The sequence below is a fragment of the Thermohalobaculum xanthum genome (assembly GCF_016623495.1).
GTDB classification, from domain to species: domain Bacteria; phylum Pseudomonadota; class Alphaproteobacteria; order Rhodobacterales; family Rhodobacteraceae; genus Thermohalobaculum; species Thermohalobaculum xanthum.
Map to the genome: position 1 here is coordinate 85,254 of NZ_JAEHHL010000012.1, position 18,523 is coordinate 103,776.

Sequence of the window (18,523 nt, forward strand, 5' to 3'; positions counted from 1 at the left end):
GGGGTGGAGGTCGCGATGACGGACAGCAGGGCCGCCGCAGGCATCGGCGCCGGCATCGCGCTCGCGCTCGGCCTGTTCGGGCTGTCCGCCTGCACAGCAGGCCCGGCGGTCTCGCCCGACGCCGGCCCGCCAACCCGCGCCGTGCACGTCGTCAGCAACAACTGGCATACCGGCATCGTGGTCCCGCGCGCGGCGATCCTCGCGACCGGGCTGATGCCCGAGGCCGGGGATTTCCCCGATGCGGCCTACCTGACCTTCGGCTGGGGCGACCGGGACTACTACCCCGCGCCCGAGGCGACGGTCGGCATGGCCCTTGGCGCGGCCCTCGTCCCCACCCCGGCGGTGATGCATGTCGAGGCCAGCCCGGGCCCGCCCGCCCCGGTGCCGGGAGGGCGCGAAGTGCTGCGCGTGCCGCTGTCGAACAGCGGGCTCGACGCCCTGATCGCCGCCATCGCCGGCGATTTCGAGCGCCCCGAGGGCGCGCCCGCACGCCGTATCGCCCCGGGGCTCGGCGCAGGCAGCGGCTTCTATCCCGCGCGCGGCAGCTTCCACCTTTTCAACACCTGCAACACCTGGACCGCGCGCATGCTGCGGGCAGGCGGCGTCGACATCGCCCCGGCGGGTGTCGTCAGCGCGAGCGACCTGACAGCGCGGCTGCGGGCCGCGCTCGACGCACAGCCCCGGGCCGCGCCGCAGACGGCCGCCGCTGCCACCGGCGCCGCGCGCCGCGCCTTCAGATCAGCAGCGGATAGCCGCCCTCCAGCTTGAGCAGCGCGATCTTGGTCTCGACCCCGCCCCGGCCGGAATAGCCCCCAAGCCCCGTGGCCGACAGCACCCGGTGGCAGGGCACGATCACCGGCAGCGGGTTGGCACCGCAGGCCGCGCCCACCGGCTGGCCATAGGTGCCCAGCGCGCGGGCGATGTCGCCATAGGTGCGGGTCTCGCCATAGGGGATCGCCAGCATCGCCGCGCGCATCGCGGCGTGGAAGGCGTCGTCAACGGGCGTCAGCGGAAGGTCGAAGTCGCGCAGCCGCCCGTCGAAAAAGGCGGCGAGCTGCGCGCGTGCCTCGTCCAGCAGGGGCGTCGCGTCCGCACCCTCGCGATCGGACCAGAAGGCCCGCGCGATCGCGCCGTCGACCTCCTCGACGGCGAGGCGGCCGACCGGGGTATCGAGCGTGGCAAGGGGCATCACCGTCTCCGCGTCACTGCCGCCAGGGGGATCGCATCGCAGACTATGCCGACCCCTAGCCTCGCGCGACCCGGAAGATGCGGTGGTGGGGACGGACGGCCCGCGCGTTTGAGGTCATGAATTCTCGATATAAATCAAATACGTGGTCTCATTTTCACGCGTGAAAGCCTCAGCTTTCACGCGCCATGCGCCGCAGTTCGAACTTCTGGATCTTGCCGGTCGAGGTCTTGGGCAGCTCGCAGAACACCACCTCGCGCGGGCATTTGAAATGGGCGAGGTTCTCGCGCGCGAAGGCGATGATCTCGGCCGCCGTGGCCTGCCGCCCCGGCCTCAGTTCGACATAGGCGAGCGGGGTCTCGCCCCATTTCTCGTCGGGCTTGGCCACGACCGCGACGAAGCCCACGGCCGGGTGCTTGTAGAGCACGTCCTCGACCTCGATCGACGAGATGTTCTCGCCGCCCGAGATGATGATGTCCTTCGAGCGGTCCTTGAGCTGGATGTAGCCGTCCGGGTGCTTGACCGCGAGGTCGCCGGAATGGAACCAGCCGCCGGCGAAGGCCTTCTCGGTGGCCTCGGGGTTGCGGAAGTAGCCCTTCGAGACGACGTTGCCGCGGAACATGACCTCGCCCAGCGTCTCGCCGTCGGCCGGGACCGGCTCCATGGTCGCGGGGTCGAGCACGTCGAGCCCGTCGAGCACGCCATAGCGCACGCCCTGGCGGGCCTTGCGCGCGGCGCGGGCGGGGCCGGGCAGCGCGTCCCACTCGGCCTTCCACTCGTTGACGACGGCGGGACCGTAGACCTCGGTCAGGCCGTAGACATGGGTGACCTCGAAGCCCGCATCGGCCATCGCGGCAAGCACCGCCTCGGGCGGCGGCGCGGCGGCGGTCCAGAACCTGACCCGGTGGTCGAAGGGCGCGCGCTCGTCTTCGGCCGCGTTCAGCAGGATCTGCATCACGATCGGTGCGCCGCAGAGCATGTTGACCCGGTGCTCGGCGATGGCGCGGTAGATCGGCTCGGCACGGACCTGACGCAGGCAGACATGGGTGCCGCCGACGACCGAGACCGACCAGGGGAAGCACCAGCCGTTGCAGTGGAACATCGGCAGGGTCCACAGATACACCAGCGGCTCGGCCAGCGCCGCGTGCACGATGTTGCCCATCGCCAGCAGCGCCGCGCCGCGGTGGTGATAGACCACGCCCTTGGGATCGCCCGTGGTCCCCGAGGTATAGTTGAGCGAGATCGCGTCCCACTCGTCGCCCGGCATCTCCCAGGCGAAACCGGGATCGCCCTCGGCGACGAAGTGCTCGTAATCGACGCCCATATGGGTCGTGGCGATCCCCGCGGTGCGATCGACATACTCGATGACCTGGGGCTTGGGCATCACCATGTGGCCCAGCGCATCGGCCAGGACTGGCGCGAGTTCGGCATCGACCAGGACGATGCGCGCGTGGCAATGATCGAGGATGAAGGCGATCCCCGCGGCGTCGAGCCGGGTGTTGATCGCGTTCAGCACCGCCCCCGACATCGGCACCCCGTAATGCGCCTCGAGCATGGGCGGGGTGTTGAGCAGCAGCGCCGAGACCACGTCGCCCTTGCGGACACCGGCGCGCCGCAGCGCCGAGGCCAGGCGCCGCGACCGGGCATAGAAGGTCGCGTAGTCCGTGCGCTCGTCGCCATGGATGATGGCGGTGCGCTCGGGGAACACCTCGGCCGCGCGTGCGAGCTGGCTGAGCGGCGTGAGCGGCTGGAAATTGGCCTCGCGCCGCTCGAGGCCCTGGTCGAAGGGGCTGGCCGCCGCGCCGCCGGCCTGCGCCGCCGATGCTCGGCCGTCGCGATGGTTCTCGGTCTCGCTCAAGCGCGGCGTCTCCCCCAAGGATCCGGTTTTCGTCCCAGCGTTGCCGCCAGTGCGGGGCTTTGTCAAACCCGGGCGCCGCGATCAGTTTTCGATCGACAAGCGCGGCACGGCGGGCAACTGTGCCGCGCGGGGAGATGCGGCCTCGGGGGGCCAAGGACATGGTTGAGGAACTTCACGGCCGGGTGGCGATCGTGACCGGCGCGGGAGGCACGGTCGGGCGCGCCATCGCGCGGCGGATGGCCGAGGCGGGGGCCGAGGTCATGCTGGCCGATGCCGAGGGCGATGCCCTCGACGAAAGCTGCGCCGCGGTCCGCGACGTCACCGACAGCTTCGCGCGCTTCAACCTCGCGCGGCCCGACAAGCTGGGAGCGGCCAACCTCATCGCCGCGACGATCGACGCCTTCGGCCGGATCGACATCCTGGTCAACGAACCTCGGGCCACGCGCCCCGGCGCCTTCGAGGAGCTCAAGCGGGAGGATTTCGCCGCCGCCCTCGACACGAATGTCACCTCGACCTTCATGCTCTCGCAGGCCGTGGCCAAGCGCATGATCCACCAGGGGGCAAGCGAGGAGGACTTCGACGGCGCCATCATCAACGTCTCGTCGATCGCGGCGCAGCGCACGGTGCCCGAGCTGATCGCCTATTCGGTGTCATGCGCCGCCCTCGACCAGCTGACACGCTCGATGGCGGCCGATCTCGCGCGGCACGGCATCCGCGTGAACGGCGTGGCGCTGGGGGCGGTGATGTCGGCGCGCCTGCGCGAGACGCTGCGCGAGCGCGCGGACCTGCGCGCCGAGATGATCAAGGTTACACCGCTGGGCCGCATCGGCGAGGCGGACGAGGCCGCCGAGGCCGCGCTCTTCCTCGCCTCGCACCGTGCAAGCTTCATCACGGGGCAGGTGATCTCGGTCGATGGCGGGCGCACCGTGCTCGACCCGCTCGCCTCGCCGATCCGGTAACGGGGGCCGGCGCCGCCGCCACCGGCAGCCCGGCGACCGCGGGTCAGTCCTCGTCGCGCCCCTCGTCCTTGCCGCGCCGCGGCAGGTTGAAGAGGGAATCGGGATCGACCGAGCTGTCGTAGCCGCCTTCCTTCTCGGCGTCCTCGTCGGGGCCGCGCGGGTCGTCGAGGCTGAAGTTCTCGAAGCCACGAACCGCCGAGGGAAGCTCGGATTCCTCCTGCGAGCTCAGCGACTCGTCGGTCGACATCAGGCTCATGCGCTCCTCGGGCGAGGGCACGTGCTCCTTCGACTTGGCGCGCTTCTCGGCCGCCTTGCGCACCGCCTCGTCGAGCTCGGTCTGTCGGCACAGGCCCAGCGCCACCGGGTCGACCGGCTGGAGGTTGCTGTAGTTCCAGTGTGTCTTCTCGCGGATCGACAGGATCGTCGGCTTGGTGGTGCCGATCAGGCGCGAGATCTGGCTGTCCTCGAGCTCGGGGTGGTAGCGCACCAGCCACGCGATCGCGGCCGGGCGGTCCTGGCGCTTCGAGACCGGCGTGTAGCGCGGTCCCTTGCGCTTGACGGGCGGCGCGATCTCGCGCTTGACCATCCGCAGGCGCGCGATGGGGTCGCCCTCGCAGCGGGCGATCTCCTCGGCCGTCAGCTGATGGTTCGCGACCGGGTCGAACCCCTTGATGCCCTGCGCCACCTCGCCATCCGCGATCCCCGAGATCTCGAGCTCGTGCATTCCGCAGAACTCGGCGATCTGCCGGAAGGTCAGCGTCGTGTTATCCACGAGCCACACGGCGGTCGCCTTGGGCATCAGCGGCAGATCGGACATGGCGTCTCTCCTTCTCTTCTCTCGCCGTCGGCTTCGGCCTTCGGAAAACGGCTCCGCCGGCGCTCCGAGAACCGGGCGCGGGGGCGCGTCTGACGGTTTCGAGGAAATTCCAAGGGCGCTATATAGTCGCCACGATCACGGAAATAAAGCGGTATCGGGCGATGTGGGGACGGTTTGCCGGGCATATCCTGGCGATTTTCGCGCTGTTGGCGCAGGCAGGCGGGACAGCCGCGGCTCAGGACCGGGCGGGCGAGTTCAACCACTATGTGCTGGCGCTGTCGTGGAACGCCGGCTGGTGCGCCGCCGAGGGCGACTCGCGCGACGCGGACCAGTGCGACCCGCGCGAAGAGATCGGTTTCCTGCTGCACGGGCTGTGGCCGCAGCATGTCGATGGCTGGCCCGAGTTCTGCCGAAGCGCGACGCGGGACGCTTCGCGGCGCGAGACCGCCGCGATGGCCGATATCATGGGCTCGGGCGGCCTTGCCTGGTACCAGTGGCGCAAGCACGGGCGCTGCTCGGGTCTCGACCCGGCGGCCTATTTCGACCTGGCGCGGCGGGCCTTCGAGTCGATCGCCCGGCCGGTGGAGTTGCGCCGCCTGCGCAGCGCCGTCGAGATCGACCCCGAAGTGATCGAGGCGGCGTTCCTCGAGATCAACCCGGGGCTCGGCGACGACATGGTCAGCATCACCTGCCGCGACGGTCGGTTTCGCGAAGTGCGCATCTGCCTCGACCGCGACCTCGAGCCCATTTCCTGCCCGGGACGCGGGGCGCGCGATTGCAGGGCGCGGCTGATCACGCTCGATCCGATGCGCTGAGGTGGCTCAGTAGCTCTGTCGCCGCCTGAGCGCGACCATCGTGTCCGAGGCCTCCTGCGCATCGGCCAGCGTCCGGATCCCGCGCGCCGCCAGCAGATCGAGCATCCGCAGGAACACGGCGCCCGTCGCAATCGAGTCGCCGAGCGCGGTGTGCCGCTCCTCGGGCAGGAGCGTGATGCCGAAACGCTCGGCCAGCGCGTCGAGCGTGTGCTCGTCCGCGGGATCGCTGATGAGCGCGGACAGCAGCACCGTGTCGAGCACCGGATGGTCGAAGCGCACGCCGGCCTGCTCCTGGCGCAGCTCGAGGAAGCGCATGTCGAAGGCGGCGTTGTGGGCGATCAGGACCGCCCCCTTCGCGAAGGTGTGGAAGCGGCGCAGCACGGGCTCGACCGGCGGGCGGTCGGCCACCATGGCATCGGTGATATGGTGGATTCGGGTCGACGCGGCGGGGATCGGGCGGCCCGGATTGACCAACTCGTCGAACACCTCGCCGCGCAGGAGCCGGCCGTTGACGATGCGCACCCCCGCGACTTGGACGATCTGGTCGCCTCGCCCGGGATTCAGGCCGGTCGTTTCGGTATCGAAGACGACATAGTTCAGGTGCCGCAGGTCCTGGCCCGCGAGATCCGCCGGCAGGGCGCGGTTCATCAGGTCGAAATCGTAGAATTCGGGCCGCTTGGGCAGCGGCATCGCCGGCGCGCCCTCGTGGTCGTGGATCGCGGAGCCGAGCGGAAGGCGCAGCCGCGCCCGCCCGTCGGGCGCGCGGTTGGGCAGGAAGCCCGTGCGATGGCGGGCGAGCACGTCGCGCCCGGTCAACTGGCCCAGGGTATGCTCGAGGGGCTCGGCCAGCCAGCTCTCGAGCCGGGCGAGACTGATCAGCTCGCCCGTCCAGACCAGGTCGAACGAGACGTTTCCGCCGCGCCGCTCGGCCAGCAGCGAGACCCGACCGGCCTCGGGGGCGAGACGCCGGATCACATGAGCGAGCAGTTCGACGATGCTGTAGGTCTCGGCATGCAGCCAGAGGCCCTCGCCCTCGATGCTCACGCTGCCGCGCAAGGTCATCGGCAGGCGCCCGACGATGCAGGCGAAGAGGGTGGGCGAAAAGGTGTCCTCCATCGGCCACACGCCGCTCTTCAGCCCCGCATGACGCTCGGCCAGCTTGGCGATCGCATCGGCCGCATGGCGGCTTTCGGCCGTGATCGCGGCGTCGAAGGCGGCGCGCCCCACGCCCTGCGGAGCGTCGGGTTCATCGAAAAGCTCGCCGATCGCCGAGAGCGCCGAGAGCGCCGGTGTCAGCGATTCGATCGTGTCCCAGATCAGCCGGTCGCGCGCGCTCGCGGCCTCGATCTGGTGGGTGACGTCGCCTAGCGAAACCGCAAAGCCGCTGATGTCACCGCCAGCCCCGTCCACGATCAGACCCAGCCGCCCCGCGAGGGTGCGCTGGCCCGTCGCGGTCGCGGTGAGCACGGCGATCGAGAGGCCGTCGGGATGGGTCAGGTGCCGACCGGCCCGGTAACGCGCCTCGACCCGTTCCAGCGCATGGCGGATCGGCTCGTCGAGCATGAGCGCCGAAAGCGGGCGTCCGAGCCCGACATTCTCGGCGACACCGAGCAGGCGGACGGCCTCGGTGTTGTAGAGCAGGATGAGATGCTGACGGTTGCAGATGATCACGGCCTGCTTGAGCTCGCTCAGCACGCTTTCGAGCCGCGCCTTGGCCGACTCGGCCTCGCGGGTCGCCGAGGCGATCTTGGCCGCGGTCGCGGCGCGCTCCTGGCCCAGCGCCTCGACGGCACGCTCGATGGCGGGGCCGAGCTTCCCGAGATACCGCGCGGGCGCGGTGTTGACGCCTGCGCGCGCAGCGCTCTCGGTGCTTTCGCGCTCGAGCTCGTGGCTCAGCGCCAGGATTGGGCGGGCAACGTTCTCGTCGAATTTCTGCCAGACGAGCAGGATCACGAGCGCGGTCACGAACCACGCGCCGCCGGCGCCGAGCACGAGATGCGGGAGCGCATGATCGCCGATGCGCCCGGCCGCCACCCAGATGCCTGCGCCGGTGGCAACAGCAGAGACGCAGAGCAGCAGGGCGAAGAAGAGAAAGATCCGCAGCCTGAGCCCAAGCCGCTCGCGCTCAGCCATGATGCGCCTCCGTCGGCTTGCCTCCCCCTGCCGGCGGGTCGAGCTCGAGCAGCGCGCGCAGCGTGGCGCGCATGTCCGAGATCGCGAAGGGCTTGGGCAGGAAGGCATCCGCACCAAGCGCGAAGGCGCGCTCGATGTCGAGCCGCGCGCAGCGGGCGCTCAGGACCATGATCCGCAGCCCCTCGAGCCGCGGGTCGGCGCGCAGGCTCTGGCACAGATCGAGACCCGAGCGCCGTGCAAGATCGGCATCGATCACCACGAGGTCCGGTGGCGACGCGGCCACCGCCTGCGCGGCGGCATCGGGGCAGGACGCGGCCTGCGGCTCGCAGCCCTCGCGGCGGACGAGGTGATCGAGCACAAGGGCCATGCTCTCGTGGTCCTCGACGATGAGAACGCTTCGGCCCATTGTGTTTTCTCCTTCGCGGTGACCCCGGTTCAGCTGCTGCCGCAGACGGTGTCGATCAGTGGCGTCCCGACGTCGGCCGGCGCCCAGTCCACGCCGGTCATCGTCCCCTCCGCATCGAATTGCGGCGCCTCGGCCGGCGGACGGCCCATGCGGCGGTTGCGGCAGTCGAACAGGTGCACGCTGCGCGCCACGTCCCGGAACTGCTGGAACTCGATGACCTCGGCGAGAACGTATTCGGGATGCGCGGCGATCTGCGCGCGATCGGCCATGTTCACCGCCACGAAGTGCTGGACCCGCGGGAACAGATAAGTCCAGGGCTCGATCGGGCTGCGGGTCGGGAAGGTCGCAGCCACGACCACGCCATCGGTCAGATGGCCGGTGATCCGGTCATACCAGGCATAGCTGTTCCAGATGGAGAAGCTGATCATCGCAAGGCCCGCCGCCGCCGGAAGCGCCCAGCGCGGCATGGCGCGCCACAGGTGGCGCCGCACGAAGAACATGACGAGCGCCGTGGCCGCCGCCACCGCAACCGCGCCGATCAGAGTGAACAGCATCGAGCCTCCCCTGCCCCTCAGCCCGGCGCGCCGCGGCTGTGTGCCAGCGCCGACTGCATTGTCTTGATCACCATGAAGGCGTCCTTGAGATGACCCCGCTCGAGCTCGGAAAGCGTCCCGGGCGCCATGAAGTTGTCGGGCTTCTGCCCCTCGCGGACCTGCCGTGCCTGGTGCTCGAGACGCACGCTGGCAATGAAGTCGTAGGCGTCGAGCAGGTCATGCGCGCCGGACTCCGACAGGACGCCCGCCTCGCGCGCAGCGATCAGGCGCTCGCGCGTGTTGACCGGCTCGAGCGCGCCCACGAGCGCGTAGATCCGACCGAGATCGACGACCGGCACCACGCCATTGTGCTTGAGATCCACGGTGTCCTTGTGTTCGCCCGACCGGATCAGCGCGAAGCCCCGGAAGAGCCCCAGCGGCGGCGTGTGCTTGAGCGAGTTGGACACCATGTGCGCGACGAAGATCGAGTTCGCGCGGGCGTCGCTCAGCGTCTCGGCCTGGAGCCCGTCGAACAGGCTCCGCGTGCCCGAGATCGGGCGCAGGTCGAACATCACCGAGGACAGCATCTGCGCCATCGGATCGGGCTTGCGGATCCAGCCGTCGAAATACTGGCGCCAGACCTTCAGGGGCTGCCGCCATCGCGGATTGGTCGCCATCATGTCGCCGGGGCAGTAGTAGTAGCCACAGGCGTCGAGCCCGTCCGAGACGAACTTGGCGAGCGCGCCGAAATAGGCATCGTCGGCCTCGGTCGCGCTGTCGTCGAGGATCAGGCAGTTGTCCTGGTCGGACACCCCCGTCTGCTCGCGGCGTCCCTGGCTGCCGCAGGCGAGCCAGAGCCACGGGCACGGCGCGGGGCCGAGGTCGCGCTCGGCCATCACCAGCAGCCGCCGCGTCACGGCGTCGCCGATATCCGTGATCAGGCGGGTGACGACATGCGGCTCGGCACCGCCGCCCACGAGCTGGGCGAGAAGCTGCGGGATCGCGGTCACCGTCTCGGCCAGCCGGTCGACGGTCTCGGCCCGGGCGATCTCGCCCACCATGTAGATCGACGAGACGGTCTGCCGATTGATCAGGTTTGTGCGGGTGATGATGCCAACGGGGCGGCCACCATCGGTAACCGGCAGATGACCGATATGCCGCTCCGCCATCGTCAGGAAGGCGTCGAACCCCAAGGCCTCGGGCGAAAGGCTGACGGGATCGGCCGTCATCACCTCGCGCACTGGCGTATCGGGCGAGAGCCCCTTTGCCAGCACGCGGCCCGTCAGGTCGCCCGTGGTGAGGATGCCCGCGAGCGGACCGCCATCCTCGGCGACCAGGACGCAGGAGATGTGACGCTCGGCCATGATGCGCGCGGCATCGCGCACCGCGATCCCGGGCGGCACGGTCACCGGCTCGGCGGTCATCAGGGCGCCAATCGGAAGGGTCGTGAGGCCGCCGTCGCGCGCTCCGGTTCGGGCCTCGTCGGAGCGGATCCGGACACGTTCGAAGAAGCTCCGGAACGGCTCGGAAGCATCGAGCATTCGCCGGAAGTGAGGCACGGGCACGACGAGGAGATCACCGTCCTCGAGCGCCTTCGCCGCGTCGGGCGCAGTGCCATCACCGATCAGACCCCTTCGGGCGAAGATCTCGCCCGTGCGGCGCACCGAAATCGCCGTGCCATCCGGCACGCTCAGCTCGACCGAACCGCGCAGGATGAGGAAGAGGCCGGGCAGCGCGTCGCCTGCGCTGTAAATGGTGTCGCCCTCGGAGACCTCGTGCGATGTCGCCTCGCGCGCGCATTCGGCGACGAGCTCGGGCGAGAGCGTATCGAAGGGATGATGGGCTGCGAGAAACCGCTCGATCCGTTCTAGCGTGAAGGACATGGTACGGACCCCGCTTTGCCCGGAAGTGGCTGCGGGCGGCGGCCAGGCCGCCGCCCGCTTTGGTTTCTTGCCCGTGCCCGGCTTGGAACACCGGGCACGGCAGGCTGTCGTCAGTGGTCGACCGCCTCGCCCGCGCCGCGCGGGATGCGGATGCTCTCGACCAGCTCCCGGATCTCCTCGGGCACGTCGGCCGTGGCACGGCTGACGAAGTAGGCGACCAGGAAGTTGATGCCTGCGCCGATCGAGCCGATGGACAGCGGCGAGATGCCGAAGACCCAGTTGTCGGCGTTGTCAGGCAGCCAGTTGGTGTCGGGGATGAAGAACCACCCCTTGTAGATGAAGATGTAGACCACCGTGAAGATCAGGCCCGACAGCATGCCCGCGATCGCGCCCGAGTTGTTGATGCGCGTCGAGAAGATGCCCATCATCAGCACGGGGAAGATCGAGGCCGCCGCGATACCGAAGGCGAGCGCCACGGTTTGTGCGGCAAATCCCGGTGGATTCAGACCGAGCCATGTCGCCACGCCGATCGCGATCGCCATCGCGATACGCGCCGCCAGGAGTTCGCCCTTTTCCGAGATAGACGGGTTCAGAGCGCCCTTGATGAGGTCGTGACTGATCGCCGACGATATCGCCAGCAACAGACCCGCCGCCGTCGAGAGCGCCGCTGCAAGACCACCGGCCGCGACGATGGCGATGACCCAGCCCGGAAGGTTCGCGATCTCCGGGTTGGCAAGGACGAGGATGTCACGGTTGAAGGTGACGAGCTCGTTGCCGGCCCAGCCACGCTCGGTTGCCGCGGCGGCCATCGCCTCGTTCTTGTCGTTGTAGTACTGGATCATGCCGTCGCCGTTCTTGTCCTCGAACTTGAGGAGACCGGTGACTTCCCAGTTCGTCATCCAGGACGGCTTTTCGTCATACCGCAGCGAGGTATCGGCCTGGATGCCGTTCGGGTAGATCGTGTCGACGATGTTGAGCCGCGCCATCGCGCCCACGGCCGGGGCCACGGTGTAGAGTAGCGCGATGAACACCAGCGCCCAGCCGGCCGACCAGCGGGCATCCGCCACCTTCGGCACGGTGAAGAAGCGCACGATCACGTGCGGCAGGCCGGCGGTACCGATCATCAGCGACAGCGTGAACAGGGTCATGTTCAGCGTGTTGGTGTGATGGCCGGTGTAGCTGGCGAAGCCGATCTCGGCCAGCACCTGGTCGAGCCGCGCGAGCAGCGGAGTGCCCGAGGCCTCGTGAGTGCCGAAGAGACCCATCTGCGGCAGGAAATCACCGGTCAGCTCGAGCGAGATGAAGATGGCCGGGATCGTGTAGGCGGTGATCAGCACGACATACTGGGCCACCTGCGTGTAGGTGATGCCCTTCATGCCGCCAAGAACCGCGTAGAAGAACACGACGATCGCACCGATATAGAGGCCGGTGTCGCTTTCCACCTCGAGGAAGCGAGCGAAGGTGACGCCCACGCCGGTCATCTGGCCGATGACGTAGGTCAGCGACGCGACGATGAGGCAGACCACCGCGACCATGCGGGCCGAGGTGCTGTAGAAGCGGTCGCCCACGAATTCCGGCACGGTGTACTTGCCGAACTTGCGCAGGTAGGGCGCAAGCAGCATCGCCAGCAGCACGTAGCCGCCGGTCCAGCCCATCAGGAAGGACGAGTTGTCATAGCCGACGAAGGCGATCAGGCCCGCCATCGAGATGAACGAGGCGGCCGACATCCAGTCGGCCGCTGTGGCCATGCCGTTGGTGACCGGGTGCACGCCCCGGCCCGCGGCATAGAACTCGCCGGTCGACCCGGCACGCGCCCAGAAGGCGATGCCAATATAGATCGCGAAGGTCGCGCCGACGAAGATGAAGTTGAGTGTTTGTTGGTCCATGATTTCCCCCCGGCGCTCAGTCTTCGTGGACGCCGAACTTGCGGTCGAGGGTGTTCATCCTGACCGCGTAGATGAAGATCAGCGCGAGGAAGACCAGGATCGACCCCTGCTGGGCAAACCAGAAGCCCAGATCAGTTCCGCCGACCGCGATGCCGCTCAGCATCGGACGAAGCAGAATTGCGAACCCGAAAGAACAAAGCGCCCAGATGACGAGCGATATCTTCACGAGGTTGATGTTTGCCCGCCAGTAGGCAAGGCCCGCTTCCTTGTCGTTCATCTTTTCATTTCCTCTCCTACAGAATCCCGCCATCCCGTGGTGGGGGGCGGGCTGCCGTTACGGCTCCCCTGCGATGCTGCGGGTTCTTGCTTGAGACTTGCCCCCGCATCGTTCTTTTTCTTGGGCGATGGGCACACCTGGCGCCCGTGGCCTGCGCGTCGCGATCCCGCCGCGGACCTGCCGCGGGATCGCACGGGGGCGGGGAGCATGGCCCCGCACCCCGCTCACACGGTCACTTGACCGCGCGGTTCTCGATGAGGTTGTCGACGACCGAAGGGTCGGCGAGCGTCGAGGTATCGCCCAGGGCGCCGAAGTCGTTCTCGGCGATCTTGCGCAGGATGCGGCGCATGATCTTGCCAGACCGGGTCTTGGGCAGGCCAGGCGCCCACTGGATCACGTCGGGGCTGGCGATCGGGCCGATCTCCTTGCGCACCCAGTTGCGCAGTTCCGTGCGCAGCTCGTCGCTCGGCTCCTCGCCAGACATCAGTGTGACGTAGCAGTAGATGCCCTGCCCCTTGATGTCGTGCGGGAACCCGACGACCGCGGCCTCGGAGACCTTGGGATGCGCGACCAGCGCCGATTCGACCTCGGCCGTGCCCATGCGGTGGCCCGAGACGTTGATGACATCGTCGACACGGCCGGTGATCCAGTAGTAGCCGTCCTTGTCGCGGCGGCAGCCGTCGCCCGAGAAGTAGTAGCCCTTGAACATCTCGAAATAGGTCGAGACGAAGCGGTCATGATCGCCGTAGACCGTGCGCATCTGGCCCGGCCAGCTGTCCTTGATCGCCAGCACGCCCTCGCAGGCGGTCTCGGTGATCTCCTCGCCCCTATCGTTGAGCACGCAGGGCTGCACGCCGAAGAACGGCCGCGTGGCCGAGCCCGGCTTGAGCGCGATGGCGCCGGGCAGCGGCGTGATGAGGATGCCGCCCGTCTCGGTCTGCCACCAGGTGTCGACGATCGGGCAGTTCTCGCGGCCCACGACGCGGTGGTACCAGCGCCAGGCTTCGGGATTGATCGGCTCGCCGACCGAGCCGAGGATCCGGAGCGACGAGAGGTCGTGCTTGGCGACGAACTCCTCGCCCTGGCCCATCAGCGCGCGGATGGCGGTCGGAGCGGTGTAGAAGATGTTAACCTTGTGCTTGGCGCAGACTTCCCAGAAGCGGCCGGCGTCCGGATAGGTCGGCACGCCCTCGAACATCAGCGTCGTCGCGCCATTCGCCAGCGGGCCATAGACGATGTAGCTGTGCCCCGTGACCCAGCCCACATCCGCCGTGCACCAGTAGATGTCACCTTCTTGGTAGTCGAACACATACTGGTGCGTCATCGACGCGTAGAGCAGGTAGCCGCCCGAGGTGTGCAGCACGCCCTTCGGCTTTCCGGTGCTTCCCGACGTGTAGAGGATGAACAGCGGGTCCTCGGCGCTCATCTCGACGGGCGCGCAATGGTCGCTCACCCGCTCGACCTCGTCGTGGTACCAGACGTCGCGACCCTCGGTCATCGGCACGGCGCCGCCGGTGCGGCGCACGACAAGGCAGCGCACGTCCGACCCGCAGCGCGCCAGCGCCTTGTCGACATTGGCCTTCAGTGGCGTCGCGCGGCCGCCACGCGGCGCCTCGTCGGCCGTGACGACGAGCTTCGCGCCACAGTCGTTGATGCGATCCGCGAGGGCGTCCGGGCTGAACCCGGCGAAGACGATGGAATGGATTGCACCGATGCGCGCGCAGGCCAGCATCGCGTAGGCCGCGGCGGGGATCATCGGCAAGTACAGGATGACGCGGTCGCCCTTCTTCACGCCGAGGCTGTGAAGGACGTTCCCGAACTTCGAAACCTGCTCGTAGAGTTCCTGGTAGGTGATGTGCTGGCTGACGCCGGGATCGTCAGACTCCCAGATGATCGCGGTCTGGTGCGCGCGGTCCTTCAGGTGGCGATCGACGCAGTTGGCGCAGACGTTGAGCGTGCCGTCCTCGAACCATTTGATCGAGACGTTGTGGTAATCATACGAGGTGTTCTTCACCTTCGTGTAGGGCTTGATCCAGTCGAGCCGCTTGCCGTGCTCGGCCCAGAACGCCTCGGGATCAGCGACCGAGGCGTTGTACATCTCCTCGTAGCGCGCGGCATCGGCATGCGCCGAGGCAGCAATCTCCGGCCTCACCGAAAAGATGTCGTCATCCGCCATCGCGAATCCTCCCAGAACGTTTCGCATCCCCTGTGCGACGTCCGTCGGGCATGCGATCGTTTCTGCCCGCGGCGACGCTGCTTCGGCAATTTCCTAACACAAGTGAAACGCCGTGTAATCAATTGAAATTGGGCGGAAAATTTGTCAAAATTTTTTCCCTCTGATCCTCTGGATTGAAAAATATTTACATATTTCCAATTTTTCTCATGTTTTCAGACGCTTTCAGGAACTGCTCCGATCGAGGGCAACGCGCGCGCATCGAATCCTTCACTCGCATGGGCGCTCGATGCCGCGCGATGGGGACAGTTTGCCGCGCGAAAGATCAGCGGATCATGCCTGATCCGGCCCTGAAACGGAGCCCGATCCGCCTCATCCGCGCGTCCCGCTGAAACGAGCGCAAGAATCGTCGAGCATGATTCTTGCGCGGGTTTCGTTGTTGCCCTGGGCCGAGAGCGTGCGCAGCAATCCGTCGCAGCGCGGCGCCGAAGAAAAGAATGGAAACTGCATGTGTAATGCTCGCGCGAATGCCTCGCACGACGCATGCTGCACTCTGGATCCGTCGAACCAGGATGACGCCGAGAAGCTACTCGAAGTACCGCCTGAGCACGGCGGCGGATGTGCTGAAAGGATCGCACCAAGTCGCGCACAGGATGATCCGCGCCCTCTTGCGGCGATCGCACTTCACGCTCGCAGAACGCATGACGGCGCGGCTTGCACACGGACACGGTCAGGATGCCGCGCTCCAGCACGTGCTCGCCGCACTGCGCTGGGCGCGTGACGATATTCCCGGAGCGCTCGATGCGTCACGCAACGCCGTTGCGCTCGAGCCAAGGAACCAGCGGCACAGGGTTCTGCACGCGTCGGTTCACAATTCCGCCGGCGACGTGGCTCGCGCCTTGTCGGTGCTCGGCGACGAACGGCCGAACCATGAGCCGGTCCAGAGCCTTCGACTGCGCATCACCTTGCACCTCGCGCGCCGGGATCTCCACAGCGCGCTGCGTCTCGCCCGGATGGCGTACCGCCGCTTTCCCGGGCTGCCCGAGCCTGCCCGACTGCTGATCACGGCCCTGATCGAGACCGGAAACTTCGCGGAAGCGGATGCGCTCTGCGCAAGAGCCTGCACCGATTCCCCCTCCAACCGGATCTTCTGGCACCTGCGCGCGCAAATCCACGAGCGCCTCGGGGATCTGAGGGTGGCGAGAGAGGCGCTGGCTCATGCGCTATCATTGGACCCCGACGATCTCCGGGCTCTTGAAGCGGACTTGCGCCTGCAAGTCATGCAAAGCGATCAGGAGAGCGCTCGGGAGCGCGCCCGCGCCTTCACCGACCGGATTGATCTGGCATCGTTCCCGAACAAGGCAGCGCTTTTGCGCCTCTTCGACACGGTACAGCTGGATCCGCCGAGCGCACTCCTCGAGCACATTGCCCGCCAGGAATGTGACACTGCGGATGCGGCACTCGGTGCATTCTCGGCCAGCATTGCGCTTTCCGACAAGGATATGGCGCTAAGAGCGTTCGATGCGATCCTGAGCTTCGGAACGCACGATACGCGGCTGCTCGGGCCGCTGAAGATGCTGGGCGACACGCTCGATCCCGAGGCCGCCGGACGCGGGCTTCCCACGCCGTCCTGGCTGTTGCGCAAGCTGGAGGCGGCCGGACTGCGGCAGACCGCCGGTGACCCGCTGCTCGCGGCGGCGGACGATCTCACAATGCGCATCCTCCACGACGGGCCCAGCGAGGGCGACGCGCCACGCGTGAGCTTCATCTGCCCCATCCATCGGGCGCAGGATGTGTCCAACCTACTTGCCCAGATCAACCGCCAGCGCTGGCCCGACGCAGAAGTCATCTTCTGCGTCAACGGCGAAGGCATCGACCCGGCGTCGCTCCGCCCGGATCCATCCACCGGCTTTCCTGTCCGCCATCTGGTCCTGCCACCGGGCAAGACGATCGGTCACTATCTCAATAAGGCGATCGACCTTGCCGAGGGAGATGTTGTCGTCAGGTTCGACGCCGACGACAGGTACGCGGCCGATTACACCCGCTGCATGGTCGGCTTCCTATTGGCGTCGGAGGCGGACATCGTGTCGATGAGCCCCTATTGCTTCCACTTCGAGAGCCTTGGGCAGACCTACCTTCTGCACCCACCATCTCCGGAGATCGCCCGGGACCTTGGCGCGGGCAATCGTCAGGCGATCGGGAGCGGATCGAGCCTATGCGCGCGACGCAGGGCGTTCGCGACGGTTCGGTTCGACGAGACCTTGAGGCTCGGAGAGGACGTCAATTTCTACCGACGAGCCATCGCCTCGGGACTGCGGGTTTGCGGCTTGCCCGGGCACTTCCACACCGCGAAACGCCGTGTCGATAAGACGGCGCATACATGGAAGGTCGCCGATGCGAACATGATCGCGTCGGATTCCCTCTATTTGGGAGAGGGGTGCGTGATCCTGCGACCCGGAGAGTGCGCGGCGCCCCCGGCAGATGACCCTTTCTGCGGACTCTTCGAGGATCCGGCATTTGTATCGTTCGCTGAACTGCGAGCGGAAGCTGCCCTCAGGTCGATACCGGGGCGGCTGCGGATCCTCCGTGGGCCGAACACCCCGCTTCCCAACCGAGCGGGCCCGTATCTCGACGTCGCTCTGGCGGAAGAAGCGAGGCGATCGGACGATGCGCTGTGTATCGTGGTCGCGCCGGATGACCCGGCTCTCGAAGATAGGGTTGCTGAGCGCCATGGAGGTCTTTCCTTCACGCGCGATATCGTGCCGCGGCTTGCATGCCGCGATCGCGTCGCGTTCGCACGTGCTGGCGGTATCACCCGCGCGGACCGCAATCGGTTCGCACAACGCTTCGAGGGCGCGGGGACGCGGTATGCGATCCTTGCCAATCCGCGTTCCGGGTCGGAACACCTGTGTGCCCTGCTCGCGTCTGTGGGGCTCGGCCGTCCGGCCGAGCACTTTCGCGCACCCCTGATCGCGGCACTGGCCTGCAAACGCGCCCCGGACGGCGCGTTGCGCGAGGTCTTCGGACAGATCGAACACGAAGGCGTCGTCGGCACGAAGCTGCTTACGCAGTACCTCTTCGAACCGGCGGCGGGGGACGCCGGCGACCGCCTTCTCGGCTGGATGGTCGATGCTGGATTTTGCTTTGTTCGCGTCGGACGCCGGGAGACCGAGTCGGCTGTGAGCTCCTACGTGGCGGAAGCGCTCGGGGTCTGGCACCACGAGAACCGAGCCGGCCCGCGATCAGCATTGAAGGAAGCACCCGCGACAATGCCGCCATATGATTTCGCGGCACTCAGCGCCAAATTTCGCCGCTACGCGGCCTGGACGCGCCAGCTCGACGATGCCGTGGGGCGCCTGATCCCGGATGATAAACTAATAAGGATCAACTACGCGCAGGTCGCGCGAAGACCCAAACATACGCTGAGACGCGTTGCCGAGTTTCTCGAGGCGCCGTTCCTGCCGGGGATGACGCCGATCAGCCGCCTCGTTCCCGCAACGACGCGCGCGCCGGAGATCCGCGCCTACCGCGAACGCTTCGCGCAGGACTTGGCGCTTGGCGGGGTACCAAACGACGCGGCAAAGAGGACCGGCTGAA

General features: G+C 67.7%; 14 protein-coding genes. 4 read left to right on the forward strand and 10 right to left on the reverse strand.

The window, feature by feature from the left end; genetic code table 11:
• Positions 1–15 precede the first annotated feature (15 nt).
• A complete protein-coding gene (locus H0I76_RS17225; RefSeq protein WP_200612792.1) occupies positions 16–768 on the forward strand; it encodes a DUF2459 domain-containing protein in 753 nt (250 codons plus the stop codon).
• On the opposite strand, the gene H0I76_RS17230 is transcribed toward H0I76_RS17225, so the two are convergent.
• Together H0I76_RS17230 and H0I76_RS17235 are read right to left on the reverse strand one after the other, a co-directional pair.
• On the reverse strand, positions 734–1,189 hold the full coding sequence (locus H0I76_RS17230) for a methylated-DNA--[protein]-cysteine S-methyltransferase (protein ID WP_200612794.1): 456 nt from the start codon (positions 1,187–1,189) through the stop codon (positions 734–736). The genes H0I76_RS17225 and H0I76_RS17230 overlap by 35 nt on opposite strands.
• Before the next feature lie 169 nt (positions 1,190–1,358).
• Positions 1,359–3,044, reverse strand: coding sequence for an acyl-CoA synthetase (locus tag H0I76_RS17235; RefSeq protein ID WP_200612796.1), 1,686 nt, complete (start codon positions 3,042–3,044; stop codon positions 1,359–1,361).
• A gap of 158 nt (positions 3,045–3,202) precedes the next feature.
• Here H0I76_RS17235 and H0I76_RS17240 point away from each other — a divergent pair, with 158 nt between their 5' ends.
• A complete protein-coding gene (locus H0I76_RS17240) occupies positions 3,203–4,003 on the forward strand; it encodes an SDR family NAD(P)-dependent oxidoreductase (RefSeq protein WP_200612798.1) in 801 nt (266 codons plus the stop codon).
• 43 nt (positions 4,004–4,046) lie between these two features.
• On the opposite strand, the gene H0I76_RS17245 is transcribed toward H0I76_RS17240, so the two are convergent.
• A complete protein-coding gene (locus tag H0I76_RS17245; RefSeq protein ID WP_200612800.1) occupies positions 4,047–4,820 on the reverse strand; it encodes a DUF1013 domain-containing protein in 774 nt (257 codons plus the stop codon).
• Between the two features lie 161 nt (positions 4,821–4,981).
• On the opposite strand from H0I76_RS17245, the gene H0I76_RS17250 reads away from it, so the two are divergent.
• Positions 4,982–5,635, forward strand: a complete 654-nt coding sequence (locus H0I76_RS17250; RefSeq protein WP_200612802.1) for a ribonuclease T2 family protein — start codon at positions 4,982–4,984, stop codon at positions 5,633–5,635.
• Positions 5,636–5,641: 6 nt separating this feature from the next.
• On the opposite strand, the gene H0I76_RS17255 is transcribed toward H0I76_RS17250, so the two are convergent.
• The 7 genes from H0I76_RS17255 to acs all read right to left on the reverse strand — a co-directional run bounded on the left by H0I76_RS17255 (position 5,642) and on the right by acs (position 14,929).
• The gene (locus H0I76_RS17255) at positions 5,642–7,768 is read right to left on the reverse strand and encodes a 3'-5' exonuclease (RefSeq protein WP_200612804.1); all 2,127 of its coding nucleotides are present in this window, start codon (positions 7,766–7,768) and stop codon (positions 5,642–5,644) included.
• Positions 7,761–8,174 carry a response regulator transcription factor gene (locus H0I76_RS17260; protein WP_200612806.1) on the reverse strand — a complete coding sequence of 138 codons (414 nt, stop codon included), beginning with the start codon at positions 8,172–8,174 and terminating at the stop codon, positions 7,761–7,763. Before H0I76_RS17260 ends, H0I76_RS17255 begins: the two co-directional genes overlap by 8 nt.
• Positions 8,175–8,203: 29 nt before the next feature.
• Complete coding sequence (locus H0I76_RS17265) at positions 8,204–8,728, reverse strand: hypothetical protein (protein WP_200612810.1); 525 nt, start codon at positions 8,726–8,728, stop codon at positions 8,204–8,206.
• 17 nt (positions 8,729–8,745) lie between these two features.
• Positions 8,746–10,590: a DUF294 nucleotidyltransferase-like domain-containing protein gene (locus tag H0I76_RS17270; RefSeq protein ID WP_200612812.1), complete on the reverse strand. Its 1,845-nt coding sequence runs from the start codon at positions 10,588–10,590 to the stop codon at positions 8,746–8,748.
• Positions 10,591–10,700: 110 nt separating this feature from the next.
• On the reverse strand, positions 10,701–12,476 hold the full coding sequence (locus tag H0I76_RS17275) for a sodium:solute symporter family protein (RefSeq protein ID WP_200612815.1): 1,776 nt from the start codon (positions 12,474–12,476) through the stop codon (positions 10,701–10,703).
• 16 nt (positions 12,477–12,492) lie between these two features.
• Positions 12,493–12,753, reverse strand: coding sequence for a DUF4212 domain-containing protein (locus H0I76_RS17280; protein WP_200612818.1), 261 nt, complete (start codon positions 12,751–12,753; stop codon positions 12,493–12,495).
• Between the two features lie 232 nt (positions 12,754–12,985).
• Complete coding sequence (gene acs, locus H0I76_RS17285; protein ID WP_200612821.1) at positions 12,986–14,929, reverse strand: acetate--CoA ligase; 1,944 nt, start codon at positions 14,927–14,929, stop codon at positions 12,986–12,988.
• Positions 14,930–15,423: 494 nt separating this feature from the next.
• Here acs and H0I76_RS17290 point away from each other — a divergent pair, with 494 nt between their 5' ends.
• Positions 15,424–18,522: a Stf0 family sulfotransferase gene (locus H0I76_RS17290; protein ID WP_200612824.1), complete on the forward strand. Its 3,099-nt coding sequence runs from the start codon at positions 15,424–15,426 to the stop codon at positions 18,520–18,522.
• Position 18,523: the final 1 nt, after the last annotated feature.